The 13,077-nt window shown below is 33.4% G+C and carries 12 protein-coding genes; 4 read left to right on the plus strand and 8 right to left on the minus strand.

Annotation, left to right across the window (positions count from 1 at the left end; genetic code table 11):
• Window positions 1–7: 7 nt before the first annotated feature.
• From dhbC to CQZ94_RS21965, 3 genes are all read right to left on the minus strand, one after another.
• Complete coding sequence (dhbC, locus tag CQZ94_RS21955) at window positions 8–1,207, minus strand: isochorismate synthase DhbC (RefSeq protein ID WP_105587074.1); 1,200 nt, start codon at window positions 1,205–1,207, stop codon at window positions 8–10.
• A 26-nt stretch (window positions 1,208–1,233) separates the two neighbouring features.
• Window positions 1,234–2,019 (minus strand): 2,3-dihydro-2,3-dihydroxybenzoate dehydrogenase, encoded by a 786-nt coding sequence (gene dhbA / locus CQZ94_RS21960; protein ID WP_105587075.1) that lies wholly within the window; start codon window positions 2,017–2,019, stop codon window positions 1,234–1,236.
• A 715-nt stretch (window positions 2,020–2,734) separates the two neighbouring features.
• Window positions 2,735–3,937 (minus strand): L-lactate MFS transporter, encoded by a 1,203-nt coding sequence (locus CQZ94_RS21965; RefSeq protein ID WP_105587076.1) that lies wholly within the window; start codon window positions 3,935–3,937, stop codon window positions 2,735–2,737.
• A gap of 692 nt (window positions 3,938–4,629) precedes the next feature.
• Between CQZ94_RS21965 and CQZ94_RS21970 the strand changes: the two genes are divergently transcribed.
• A complete protein-coding gene (locus tag CQZ94_RS21970; RefSeq protein WP_105587077.1) occupies window positions 4,630–4,815 on the plus strand; it encodes a YkvS family protein in 186 nt (61 codons plus the stop codon).
• Between the two features lie 58 nt (window positions 4,816–4,873).
• Here CQZ94_RS21970 and CQZ94_RS21975 read toward each other — a convergent pair whose 3' ends face one another.
• Window positions 4,874–5,173, minus strand: coding sequence for an ArsR/SmtB family transcription factor (locus tag CQZ94_RS21975; RefSeq protein WP_002012759.1), 300 nt, complete (start codon window positions 5,171–5,173; stop codon window positions 4,874–4,876).
• A 388-nt stretch (window positions 5,174–5,561) separates the two neighbouring features.
• Here CQZ94_RS21975 and CQZ94_RS31295 point away from each other — a divergent pair, with 388 nt between their 5' ends.
• The gene (locus CQZ94_RS31295; protein WP_105587078.1) at window positions 5,562–5,735 is read left to right on the plus strand and encodes a hypothetical protein; all 174 of its coding nucleotides are present in this window, start codon (window positions 5,562–5,564) and stop codon (window positions 5,733–5,735) included.
• A gap of 160 nt (window positions 5,736–5,895) precedes the next feature.
• Here CQZ94_RS31295 and CQZ94_RS21985 read toward each other — a convergent pair whose 3' ends face one another.
• The 4 genes from CQZ94_RS21985 to CQZ94_RS22000 all read right to left on the minus strand — a co-directional run bounded on the left by CQZ94_RS21985 (window position 5,896) and on the right by CQZ94_RS22000 (window position 10,835).
• Window positions 5,896–8,985: an AAA family ATPase gene (locus tag CQZ94_RS21985; RefSeq protein WP_105587079.1), complete on the minus strand. Its 3,090-nt coding sequence runs from the start codon at window positions 8,983–8,985 to the stop codon at window positions 5,896–5,898.
• A complete protein-coding gene (locus tag CQZ94_RS21990) occupies window positions 8,982–10,139 on the minus strand; it encodes an exonuclease SbcCD subunit D (RefSeq protein ID WP_105587080.1) in 1,158 nt (385 codons plus the stop codon). Before CQZ94_RS21990 ends, CQZ94_RS21985 begins: the two co-directional genes overlap by 4 nt.
• Window positions 10,140–10,154: 15 nt before the next feature.
• Entirely contained in the window at window positions 10,155–10,394 is a 240-nt protein-coding gene (locus tag CQZ94_RS21995) for a DUF2584 family protein (protein ID WP_002085739.1), read from the minus strand.
• Window positions 10,395–10,577: 183 nt separating this feature from the next.
• A complete protein-coding gene (locus CQZ94_RS22000; RefSeq protein WP_002012747.1) occupies window positions 10,578–10,835 on the minus strand; it encodes a hypothetical protein in 258 nt (85 codons plus the stop codon).
• Between the two features lie 356 nt (window positions 10,836–11,191).
• Between CQZ94_RS22000 and CQZ94_RS22005 the strand changes: the two genes are divergently transcribed.
• Both CQZ94_RS22005 and CQZ94_RS22010 read left to right on the plus strand, forming a co-directional pair.
• Window positions 11,192–12,244 (plus strand): enoyl-CoA hydratase/isomerase family protein, encoded by a 1,053-nt coding sequence (locus tag CQZ94_RS22005; RefSeq protein ID WP_105587081.1) that lies wholly within the window; start codon window positions 11,192–11,194, stop codon window positions 12,242–12,244.
• Window positions 12,245–12,403: 159 nt separating this feature from the next.
• Window positions 12,404–13,036 (plus strand): LysE family translocator, encoded by a 633-nt coding sequence (locus CQZ94_RS22010; RefSeq protein ID WP_105587082.1) that lies wholly within the window; start codon window positions 12,404–12,406, stop codon window positions 13,034–13,036.
• Window positions 13,037–13,077 lie beyond the last annotated feature (41 nt).

Raw genomic sequence — 13,077 nt, forward strand, 5'->3', positions numbered from 1 at the left:
CTTCCCCCTACTTTTCATTCAATGAATTATCTGTTAACCCTAAAGCTTTCAACATTGTTTGAAATTTAGCTGATGTTTCCGCTAACTCATCTTCTGGTTTTGACTCGGCAACAACTCCAGCTCCTGCAAATAAACGAAGTGTATTCTCTTGAACTTCAGCACAACGAATTGTAACAATCCATTCGCCATCTCCATTTAAATCACTCCACCCTAACATTCCTGTAAAGAATTCACGGTCAAATGGCTCAATTTTTTGAATAGCTTCTCTCGCTTTTTCCATTGGAGTTCCGCAAACTGCTGGCGTTGGATGAAGTGCAATTGCTAATTCTAAAGAAGAAGTATTGGGATCCTTAAGTTCACCTTTCACTTCTGTAGACAAGTGCCACATCGCTTCACTATGAATAACAGATGGTTTTGCTGGAACATGTAATGTATGACAATACGGGCGAAGTGCAGCGGCAACCGCTTCAACTACTACCGCATGTTCATATAAATCCTTTGGTGAAGAAAGTAATTCTTCTGCTCTTCTTTTATCTTCTACTGGATCCTCGCTTCGTGGTCTTGAACCAGCTAACGGATTAGAAATGACTTGCATACCATTACGTGAAACAAGTAATTCAGGGCTCGCTCCAATTAACGTCTTACTTTTCTCGTTTTCATCTTTCGGTAAATTAACAGCAAATGTGTAGCCGTGCTTATTATGCTCTGCTAATTTTCGAAGAAGTTTTTGCTTATCAATCTTTTCGGAAGATTTAACATCTAACGATCTAGATAGAACAATTTTTTTAAAATTTCCGTCCTGAATTTTTTCAATCCCTTGCTTCACACCATTCATATAAGCTTCAGGCTCTGGAACGGGTGTCATTTCAAATGTCAATTCCTCATTTGGTTCAATCTGATTAGTTACCTCTAATTGTAAACAATCGGAAATTCTGCTATATTCCGGTACGATAAGTTGAACTTCTTTTCTACGATCAAATGGCAAAGCACCTACAACGATAGGATTTGGATTTCCATCTTGTTTGGCATTACTTAATACCGTCTTTACAAGCTCTGGAAAGCTTTCGATTTCACTATGTTTTACTGTAGTAAACGCTCCTTCTGTCAATATCGTTCGATTTGGTGAAGCGAAAAAGAATGAAGATTCAGTCTTATATTCTTCTAAAAGTTTTTCTGACAGTTCCTTTACGGCTGTAAGTTCATTCATAGTATAATAACCTCCTGAATTTTTTATTAAGCTCCTAATGTAGCTCCGCCATCGACACATAAATTGTGCATTGTAATATGACTTGCTTTATCTGAAGCTAAAAACAATACTGCTTCAGCAATTTCTGAAGGTTGTGCAATTTTTTGTAACGGAATTCCGAGTCTATATGTATTTTGAGAACCAGCAATTATATTTTCAGCTCCATTCTCATCAGCCCATAGTAATCTTTGCATTTCAGTTTCAGTAGAACCAGGAGAAACTAAGTTACAACGAACATTGTATGCTGCAAGTTCTAACCCTAAACATTTCATAAACATCGTCGTTGCAGCTTTTGATGCAGCATACGCAGCCATCTCCATTCTCGGAGTACTTGCCGCATTTGAACCAACTGTAACAATTGCCCCTGACTTTCTTACCATCATACGTTTACTTACTGCTCGGGACATATAGAAAACTCCTGTAGTATTTACAGAGAATGTTTTATGCCAATCTTCATCACTTAAAGAGTGAATCGCTCCCATACGTAAAACTCCTGCGACATTTACTAATATATCAATAGGTGCTATTTCATTTTCAATACGGTTTACTATGTCTTCAACAGCGGCACTATCACTCACATCTAAATGAAACGTCTTAATACGTGTTTCATTTAATTCATAACGATTTAAGAACATATTAAGCCCTTCTGCATTTTGATCCACTGCAATAACTGTAGCTCCTTTTTCTAAAAACATTTTTGCTACAACACTACCTATACCTTGGGCTGCACCTGTTACTAAAACGGTTTTCCCTTCAAATTCCCCTAAGTTCATCTCCTCTATCCTTTCATATAAAAATTATCTAATTAAACAACATAAATGATAACGATTTTCATTATCGCTGATGATGTAAAAAATAATACACTCACTAAACTAATTGGTCAAGTATGTTTTTTATTACATAATCATAGAAAAGAAAACAAATTCACCAATTGATAATGATTTTCATTTTCTTTATCCACACCGAAATGATAATGTTTCTCAATATACTTGTCAATCTTTTTTTATTTTTCAGATAAAGTATTTTTACGTTTCTATATAAGATTGCATCTATAATCTTTAAAAAGTGCTTTAATTAAAAATTAAATCCATAATTCCTTCGCATCTTTTTTGAAATTCAAAAAGAAAAACTGCAGATTTCTTCATCTACAGTTTTTCTTTTCTCAATATTTTTCTGAAAATATCTCATTTTACATCTTGCATTTCTCAATGAATGTCATGTATATAATCTAAGATTTAGTAAGAGTTTCATATATTATGTATCACTTTATAATATTCCAGTATAATCCAATGAGATGTTTTACTCGCTTTTTTCATCAGGGAAATTCCGAAAATTATAAAGACTAGGTAGAGAAAATCAATTAAAAAATAGTTCATAAAGAAAAAAGGAAGTAGTTTGTCAGCCACTTCCCTTTCGTAATTTTATAATATACCGTAAAAAAGCACCCTATTTAATAGGGTACTTTTTAGTTATAGTAGATTTAAATACTCACGCTACGCTGCGATACTCTTCTTCTTTTTCTTTTTTCTCATTAGGTGCTTGAATTAAAATTGCGATAATAAATGACACGACACATAATACGCCGATCACCATGAAAGTTGGTTTGAATCCACCTAGAATTGCACCGATAAAGGAACCTGCGAGCGCTCCAAATCCAAAGCCTTGATACACAATTCCGTAGTTCTTACTATGGTTTTTCATACCGAAGAAATCACCAACAATAGCTGGGAAAATAGTGATATTTCCACCAAAGCAAAACGCTACACTTGCTACACAGACGAAGTAGATACCATAATTTAAATCTACGAAACTTAGAACCAAGACTGAAGTCGCCATAGCAACAAAAGTACCAGTAACGATTTTTAAACGGCCGATTTTATCTGATAACGGTCCTAGAATGATACGACCTAATGTATTGAAGATTGCAACCATAGCCACCGCATTAGCTGCTGTTGCTGCGCTAAGCCCTACAAGTTGAACACCGATGTCTTTTACCATGCCAATTAAGTATAAGCCACTCATACATGATGTAAATAACATAATAAATAATAAGTATACTTGTTTTGTGCCTAGCATTTCTTTTGTTGTATATTCCTTAGTTTTTGTTTCATGAACTGCACCTTGATCAGCGGCTTGATGGATTAAACAAGCGCCAATCACAATCATAGCTGTAACAATTAAGCCCCAGTATATAAACGCTTGCGATACACCAACTGAATCAATTAACTTTGCGTTTATGTATTTAAAAATTAGGCTACCTGTACCATATGCAGAGACAGATATACCGGCGATTAAACCTTTACGCTCTGGAAACCACTTTATTAAATTGGATAGTGAAGTAATATATGCTGTACCATCTGCGTAACCTACAACAACTCCTGCTAGTACATAAAGTAATATTAATGAGGAAGCTTGTGAACTAAGCACTAATCCCATTCCTAATGCTAGTCCAGCTATCATAATAAGTTTACGAAGTCCCCATTTTTCTTGCAATTTACTCGCAAACAAAGTTGAAAACGCTAAAGAAAGGCTAGTAATTGAGAAAGTTATAGCAACAGCGTTAAGACTCCAACCGTATTTACTAACTAAAGGCTGATTGAATAAGCTCCATGTATATATCGTTCCAAGCCCCATTTGTACTATGACTGTGCCAAGAACAACAAGCCATGGATTAACCGATGATTTTTTCATACCGTCTCTCCTCCTCTTTCTATTTCAATGCTATTCGCTAAATATGCTTTTTTCATTTTCATTTTCGCCACCTCATTCGATTTAACAACTTCATTGTATAGGATGTTACCGATTATGTAAGCACTTACAAGACGGAGCGTCAAATATATGGAACCAGTTACATAAAACGAAGGGTGAAATACAAAAAACTGCTTGTTAAATACGTAGCAGCTTTTATAATGTTTTGCATCAGTACGACTTACGGTGGCTTTTACATCCTCTTTTACAAAAAAATTTTATCGAATTATACCATGGCTGGACTTCAATATTTTGCTTATCCTATACAAACAAAAAACATCCTATTCTTATTTAACTCTTCAGCGTTTATAACATGTTGCGTCTGTATTTCTTGATACAAATCATTTAATAGTCTTGTAATCTGGCTTCTCGTTACAATGCTTGTAATCAAAAATCCCACCATTTCTACTTCCGCATATCTTGTTTTTCTAACGAAACATACAGAATTACAACGTTTTTACAATTTTCTACATAAAAACAGAAAATATATAATTCATTTACATAATGTTGCACTTTAATTTTTATTAAACAACAAATATTTTATTGATAAATAAAATTAAACATTCACTAATATATCTATACGTGGTTTAATATATATAATAAACAAACATTTCTGTCTTTTATAAGGAGGTACTATGAAAGCAAACGTAGGGGATACTATACTATTTCAACGAAATAACTTAAAGATCACAGCATCTGTACTAAAACTATACACTGAATCGGTCTTAGTTGAAGTTACAGATGTAAGCGGTGGTACTTTTGAATTTGAGCGAACAATTGTAAATCATAAAAACTATAAAATTTTAAATGTAAATAAATAAAACAATACAAAATAGCCCCTGCTTAACAGCGGAGGCTATTTTGTATAATAACACTTCATTAATTTACATATCCTAAAACACTAACAATCTTGCTTGCTTTTAAATTATTAATGTAATAATAAATTTCTAATCCTCTTCTTTCAGCTCTTAGCACTTTACCTTTCATTTTTGATAAATGCTGTGAAACAGTCGATTGAGGAATATTTAATATTTCTGTTAATTGTGTTACATTACAAGTTTTGCGTGCACTTAATTCATTTACAATTTGTAATCGTATTGGATGCGCCATTATTTTTAAAATGTCCACATCTTCTTCAGTAACTAAACTTTTTTTTATCTCGCTCGTATATGTTGTCATAAGACATTCCCCTTTTATTTGAATTCCTTTTTATTAAAATCTGCTTCTAAATAAAATATTATCTCAAATATACAACCCTTATATAGAAATAATAGGATTTTGATTATTTAAAAACAGCAATGCTATATAATTTTATTTATTTGGTACATATACATAATACAATTTCAATTTGTGCTGCATGTGAAGTTAGCGTAAATTTAGGATGAAGATTTTTCAAATAATTGAAACGCTTTTTGATACTATAAGATTCATTTAACTTTCTATAATTTTTTATTATAAAACAAAAAACAACTAGATGATTCTACATATAACTATCCAGCTTTTTTAACACATGTTAGGCATTTGTATATACTATTACAAAACACATTATTATTGAGGGGGAATTTATATGCCAACACCGTCACAAGAACAAGTTGAAGAAGCTCGTGAAACGTATGTCAGTCGTATCATATTGGTTGGCGGATCAACTTTATTTTTAGTAGGTGGTGTAATATCGGCAATTTCAGCTTTTAAAACTTATAATCGCTTGGAAAATACGCCACCTTCTCCAAATGATTCATAATTGCATCGTTCATTCCTTTATATAATAAAAATGCCGCCTCTACTATAGAGACGGCTTTATATAAAAACATTATTAAATTCATTTGAACTTTATTGAAAAAACGTTATACCGATTTGGTACAATGTTCAAAGTAATGATAGATACTTTCAATTTGACAAGCTTATTTCACCACAAACCTCGTCTGACTACACCCATCCTTCTGCTTCGTGACCTCTAATACAGCTGGCATTGCGTTTTTCAGTTCTTGCACGTGTGAAATTACGCCGATAAAGCGACCTGATTTTTGCAAGTCGATTAGGGCGTCAACTGCTTTCGTTAATGACTCCTCATCTAATGAGCCGAATCCTTCATCGATAAACATCGTTTCGATGGAAATACCACCCTCATACGCTTGAATTACATCTGCCATTCCAAGTGCTAAGCAAAGTGATGCGTTAAATTTCTCACCGCCAGATAATGTTTTTACATCTCGGGTTTGACCTGTATATGCATCGTGTACATCTAAGCCTAATCCACTCTGTCGATTCCTCTTTTCAACTCGTTCGCTTCGTTTTAAATAAAATTGTCCATTTGATAATTTACGTAGTCGTTCGTTCGCAATTTGAACAATTTGTTCTAAATACTCAATTAAGATGTAACGTTCAAAGGATATACGACTATCGTTATCCCCTTTCATTACTTCATATAAATCAACAAGTTCTTGGAATGCTTTTTCTTCCTCATGAATTTGTTCATCAATTCGTTTAATATTTTCATGTAAATCCGTAATATATGATACGGCATTTTGAGCACGTTGTCGTTTTTCTTTAATAATATCAAGGTTAATTTCCAATTCTTTCACTTGCTCATCTAATGAAGAAATGTCCATATACTCTTTATCTTTTAAGTCTGCCTTTAATTCTTCAATTTGTTTTGTAAGTACTTCTAGAGATGAGTAATAACTTTGGATTTCTTGTTGTAACTTATCCATCTCAGCATCATTTAATTTAGATTCTGTATATGTTAATTGATCTGTAAATCCGCTTTGTTCTAGCTCTTTCATAAAGCGTGTGAAAGTCTCTTCTTTCTTCTCTTTTGCACTATTAAATTGATTAGAAGCACTATCATGTTCTACTTGAATACGTATATTTTCATTTTGCAAATGTTGATACGCTTCTTGTACTTTCTCCCATTCATCTTCCATTAACCTGAGTTCTTGCAGAGCATGGTCAAACTGTACTTTCCAAGCTTGTACCGTTTGCAAGCTTTCCGGAATATTTTGCTTATCATGTTCATATGACGTACGAAGCTGCATACACTCCATTTCAGTGCGGTGCTGTATTGTTTCTACTTCACGCTTTTGTTTCTGGAGTTCTTCCACTTTTTCTTCTACGCTTTTTATATTCACAGCAATTTTCTTACGTGTTTCTTCACTTGCTTTTAACGTATTAACTTCTGCTGCTAATTGCTTTCCTTTTTGAACGAGCGCACTATATGTTTCTACTAATTCTTCTGAGCGATACCCTCGCTTTAGCACTTCTTCTATCACTTGTTCATATTGAACTCGATAAAAATTCCACTTTTCTTCTAATTGAACATGCGATTTTTCCGCAACGTTTTTCTTTTCTCTTAGCTCATTTAACGCTTTTTCATCAATTGCATTACTTTGCTCTGTAGCTTTTTTCGGGTGATCCATACTACCACATACTGGACAAGATTCACCATCATGTAAATGAAGAGCTAATATACCAGCTTGTTCACTTAACCAGCGGCGTTCCATATTTTCATATGCACTAACTGCCTGTTGCATCTTATGAAACGCAATTTCTTTTTCTTGCTCGTATTTTTGTTTTTCTTGCCATACATCATATGCCTGCTTTAATACTTTTGCATCTTCTCGCATATTCGTTAGTTCTTCTACTTTAGCTACATATTGTTCAAGCGCTACTTCTAATTGCTGTAATTCGCCAGACATTCTTTGTTTTTCATTTGTATGCACTTCTAGTTGTTCATCTAACTTTTGCATACCTTCTTTTAATTTTCCTATTTGAATTTCAGCATTTTGCAAATTCAACTTTTTCTCAGCTAATGATGCAATAATTGGTTGTAACTCTTCTAGTCTTTGAACTTGTTTTTTAGCATTTTCTCGCTCAGATGCCTTATTCTTTAATGCTTCATATTTCTCCTGGGCAAGTTCAAAACTGTTCATTATAAGTTCTTTTTTTGTGATTATCTGTTTTAACAAACTTTCAGACTGCTGTTCATGTTGCATCGCTTCCTCATACCATTGCTCAAATGGTAATAATCGCTTCGCCTGTTCCGCATGTTTAAATGATTTTTCTTTCATTTCGATTACGGCACGATTTTCTTGTAAAGTACTGTATTTCTCATTCTTTTGTTCTAAATCTTTGAATTTCTCATTTACAGCTTTTGCTGCATGAAAACGTGCCTCTGCTTCTTTTAATTGTTTCGTTTTGTCATTTTGTTCTACGTGTAATTGCTCAACCTCTGCATTGTACCAAATTGTTTCTTGTTCTAATGCCTCTACTACTTGATGTGTATTTACATGCTCTTGCTCCACTAATGTCTCTAATAATGCTCCATCACGTATTGGTAATTTAAATACATTACGGAAATATAGCTCACGTTCTTTTTGTTTTTCTTGTAAGACGTCTTTCCATTGTTTACGCTTTTGATCTAATAACTCACGCATTAATTTATAACGATCTGTTTTAAAAATGCGGCGTAATATTTCTTCTTTATTTTCCGTTTCAGATGTTAATAATTTTCGGAACTCTCCTTGCGGTAACATGACAATTTGGCTAAATTGATGTTTACTTAATCCAATTAAATCTTCAACTTTTTTATTTACATCCGTTACATGAAAACGATCGACACATGGAACTTTTTCCTCATCAATTACTTCATATAATTCGACTGCATGTCCTGTAATTGTTTTATTCCCTTGTTTTTTATGGCCCAGTTGTCGTTTTATTTCATAACTTTTCCCTTTTAACTGAAAAGTTAATTCCACACTTGTATAAACATTATCATCAGCAAATTGGCTACGAAGCATGTTTGTATCACTGCGCTCTTCTCCACTAGCCTCTCCATATAATACATAACAAATCGCATCAAAAATCGTTGTCTTTCCAGCTCCTGTATTTCCAGAAATAGCGAAAATACGATGCTCACCAAGATCTTTAAAATCGATTACTTCTTTCTGTTTATATGGACCAAATGCGGTCATTATAAGCTGAATCGGTCTCATCCTCGCTCACCTTCCCGTTCTTGCACTGTTTGCAAAACATCTAAAAATAGACGTTCTTTCTCTTCTGATAAATCTAGCCCTTTCATTTCTTTATAAAATGCTTTTAAAAGAGATAAATCATCCGTTTTATGTCTTGAAACAGTTACTTCATTTTCATCTGTGAACTCTCGTCTTTGAATAGATCTTTCAACATGCATTGCATTTGGGTATACAGAACGTATTTTTTCCATTGGCTGCAAGACAGGATTTTCATCTAATAATTTCACAAATACATAATCTTCATTTACTGGATGAAGCAATAAATCGTCTATTTTCGCTTCTACTGTACGCATTTTACGACGTGGTGTAAGTAAACGTTTTTCAATTGTTGTTTCACCTTTTTCATCCAGTTCCACAATATAATATCCTTTTTTATGCTTTTCTTCAGAAATAGAATATGCAAGTGGCGAACCTGAATAACGAATTGTCTCATTACGCACAAAATGCGCTTGATGTAAATGGCCAAGCGCAGTGTAATGAAACTTATCAAAATAATGGCTATTTACATATTCAGCACCACCAATTGAAAGTGGTCGTTCCGCATCACTCGTATTTTCCTCTGCCTCTCCTGAAGAAGTTACAAATGCATGTCCTACAAATATGTGTCTCGCTTCTTTATCCATTGTTTCAGAGAGCTCGTTCATAAAAATACGCATCGCATCATCATGAGAACGAACATCTTCATTTTTCAATATATGTCTAACAATACTTGGATCCGCGTACGGAACGAGATGGAAATGAACCTCTCCGTTTTCATCATTTAAAACAACAGGATTGTATGGAAACTGGAATTGTCCAACAATATGTAATCCTTGTTTTTTCATTAAATTGCTACCAAAATGTATGCGGTCCGGACTATCGTGGTTTCCTGCAACTGCGATTACTGGTGTTTGTAAATCAATAACTATCTTTTGTAATACATCATTTAATAAGTCTACTGCCTCTGTAGGTGGAATTGCTCGGTCATATAAATCTCCTGCAATAATTACAGCATCCGGTTTTTCTTCTTCAACAGCTTGTACAAACTGATCTAACACAATTTTTTGATCTTCAGTCATATATACACCATGAACAAGCTTACCTAAATGCCAATCCGCTGTATGAAAAAACTTCATATTACCCTTCTCCTTTTAGTTTACTGATTGTAGTGAAACAAGCTGATAGTTTAGTGTAGTTTTTCCGTTCTCCCATTCTAACTTTTGGACAATTGCACTACCGATTCTTTCTTCGTTTGATTTATATAAAGGTAATATTTCTTGAATAGTAAATAGATGATAACCATCTAAAATTAATTGAAATAAATTATCTTCTATATGTAATCTTACTTCTTTTTCATTTGAAATAATTTTTGTATGCATCTCAAATTTCATGCTAGATACAACCCCTTTTTTCTAATCTCTACATTTTAATAGTATAGTGGTCATGCAAGATTGACAAGTAAATACACCGCGATGTACATACTTTTTTAATTATAAATATTTTATGTTTTTTTACATAAAATACGGTATGTGAAATTATTAATCTATAAAAATAAAAATGCCATTCAGGCATCCTTATTTTTGTAAGTACTCTTTCATAACGTAGTACAATACAGTTATTAAGACAATCGCTACAAAAAACGCGAATACGGCCACAACATACCCATCTTTATTTAATAAAAAACATATGGAAATAGATATTATAAAAATCGGAAACACGAGACGTACCTTAGCCTTCACTTCTTCTGTCGTATCTGTATGATGAAAATACTGTGTAATTCCTACCATAAGAGATGACAAAATAATAACCGACAATAGTAAAGGTCCTGGCATTCCGATCTCTCCTTTCTCTATTTCTAATTATATACAAACCCCACGCCCTTTAAAAGTTAGATAATTCAGCCTTTTAACCTTTTCTACATCCACTCTTTAATGTATTGTTACGCCACGTATACTAACTCAATATAAGTTATACATATAATAGCGCCTTCAACACGACATTTTCAAATAATAGCACTTACAGTAATGTTGTAATATTCCTCTTCATTCTCTGAAATCCTGCAAATATAACTCGTCAAAATATGCGATAAATAATAACACTAAGCACCTAATTTAGACAAAAATTATAGAGGACATTTCAGCATGTATCCAGAAATAAGAATAGGAAGATATATAAGGGAGGATTTATAATGACTGAACACGTTTTATTTTCTGTTAGCGAAAACGGCGTTGCATCTATTACTTTAAACCGTCCAAAAGCACTTAATTCTTTATCATATGACATGTTACAACCAATTGGGCAAAAACTTAAAGAATGGGAGCAAGATGAGCGTATTGAACTCATCGTTTTAAAAGGAGCTGGGACGAAAGGTTTTTGTGCAGGTGGTGATATTAAAACGCTATACGAAGCACGTTCTAACGAAGTTGCATTACAACATGCAGAGCAGTTTTTTGAAGAAGAATATGAAATTGATACACTTATTTATCAATACAAAAAACCAATTATCGCTTGTTTAGATGGAATCGTAATGGGCGGTGGTGTCGGTCTGACAAATGGAGCTACGTATCGAATTGTAACAGAGCGTACGAAGTGGGCAATGCCTGAAATGAACATCGGTTTCTTCCCTGATGTCGGTGCTGCTTATTTCTTAAATAAAGCACCTGGATATACTGGTCGATATGTTGCTTTAACAGCATCCATTTTAAAAGCTCCTGATGTATTATATATTAACGCTGCTGATTACTTTATGACATCAGATTCATTACCAAATTTCCTTACCGCACTTGAAAATGTAAATTGGAAAAAAGAAGATGTACATACTCATTTAAAAGAAGTTATTCGTACATTTGCAACTGCTCCAAACTTAGATGGCAATCTTTCTTCTTCATTAGAAGAAATTAATTCGCATTTTGCATTCGATACAATTGAGGGCATCATTCAATCGTTAGAGAAAGATCAAAGTCCATTTGCCCAAACAACGAAAGAAAAGCTATTATCCAAATCCCCTGTTTCATTAAAGGTAACATTAAAACAGTTTATCGATGGCCAAGAAAAGTCAGTTGAAGAATGTTTCGCGACAGATCTTATACTCGCTAAAAACTTCTTGCGACATGAAGATTTCTTTGAAGGAGTACGCTCCGTTGTAGTTGATAAAGACCAAAATCCAAATTATAAATATAAACAATTAAGTGATGTTTCAGAAGAAGATGTAAATCGATTCTTTAACTTACTTAACGCCTAAACAAAAAGGCCATATAGAGTAGCTCACTCTCAGCTACTCTATATGGCCTCTTCTTTTCAGTTAAATAATTTTAAATATAATTTAATTTTATTTAACTAAAATATATGTTAAACTAATGTTAATTGAATTTTCTAAAAACAACGAAGGAAGGCGGATAACATTTCGGAAAATTTTTTTCTGTTTATTATTATGTCTATATGTCTTATTATTCTACCCGGTCCTGATACAGCAATGGCTACGAAAAACACATTGGTTGCTGGCAAAATCGGTGGCGTAAAAACTGTTTTTGGTACTTGTGTTGCGCTTTTAATTCACACTTTAGCTGCTGTAATTGGTCTTTCAGCACTTATTGTGAAGTCTGCTCTTTTATTTTCTATTTTTAAATATGTTGGTGCTGTATATTTAGTCTATATTGGTATTAAAGCCCTTTTAGCAGTAAGAAACACAGAAGACTTAAATACAAATGACGTTCCAATAAATAATGACAATAAACATACTTCTTGCTTTCGCCAAGGGTTTCTTACAAATTTACTAAACCCTAAGGTTGCAGTCTTCTTTTTAACTTTTTTACCACAGTTTTTAAATCCAAATCATAATACATTTATACAACTTCTCGTTATGGGACTTACTTATCTCATTTTAACAGTCATTTGGTTTGCTTTTTATATATTTTTAATTGATAAAATTAGTGCTTTTATGAAAAAACCGAAGACACAGCGTTATATTCAAGGAATTACAGGAATCGTCTTAATTGGGTTTGGTATTAAATTAGCCTTTGAAAGAAATAGTTAACATAATACAAACGAAAATACACTACTCCATTATGAGTAGTG

The sequence above is a fragment of the Bacillus sp. MYb209 genome (assembly GCF_002975175.1).
Taxonomy (GTDB): Bacteria; Bacillota; Bacilli; order Bacillales; family Bacillaceae_G; genus Bacillus_A.

Coding starts and splice junctions, on each gene's coding strand:
- dhbC (WP_105587074.1), bottom strand. CDS start 1,207: ATGAATGAACTTACAGCCGTAAAGGAACTGTCAGAAAAACTTTTAGAA.
- dhbA (WP_105587075.1), bottom strand. CDS start 2,019: ATGAACTTAGGGGAATTTGAAGGGAAAACCGTTTTAGTAACAGGTGCA.
- CQZ94_RS21965 (WP_105587076.1), bottom strand. CDS start 3,937: ATGAAAAAATCATCGGTTAATCCATGGCTTGTTGTTCTTGGCACAGTC.
- CQZ94_RS21970 (WP_105587077.1), top strand. CDS start 4,630: ATGAAAGCAAACGTAGGGGATACTATACTATTTCAACGAAATAACTTA.
- CQZ94_RS21975 (WP_002012759.1), bottom strand. CDS start 5,173: ATGACAACATATACGAGCGAGATAAAAAAAAGTTTAGTTACTGAAGAA.
- CQZ94_RS31295 (WP_105587078.1), top strand. CDS start 5,562: ATGCCAACACCGTCACAAGAACAAGTTGAAGAAGCTCGTGAAACGTAT.
- CQZ94_RS21985 (WP_105587079.1), bottom strand. CDS start 8,985: ATGAGACCGATTCAGCTTATAATGACCGCATTTGGTCCATATAAACAG.
- CQZ94_RS21990 (WP_105587080.1), bottom strand. CDS start 10,139: ATGAAGTTTTTTCATACAGCGGATTGGCATTTAGGTAAGCTTGTTCAT.
- CQZ94_RS21995 (WP_002085739.1), bottom strand. CDS start 10,394: ATGAAATTTGAGATGCATACAAAAATTATTTCAAATGAAAAAGAAGTA.
- CQZ94_RS22000 (WP_002012747.1), bottom strand. CDS start 10,835: ATGCCAGGACCTTTACTATTGTCGGTTATTATTTTGTCATCTCTTATG.
- CQZ94_RS22005 (WP_105587081.1), top strand. CDS start 11,192: ATGACTGAACACGTTTTATTTTCTGTTAGCGAAAACGGCGTTGCATCT.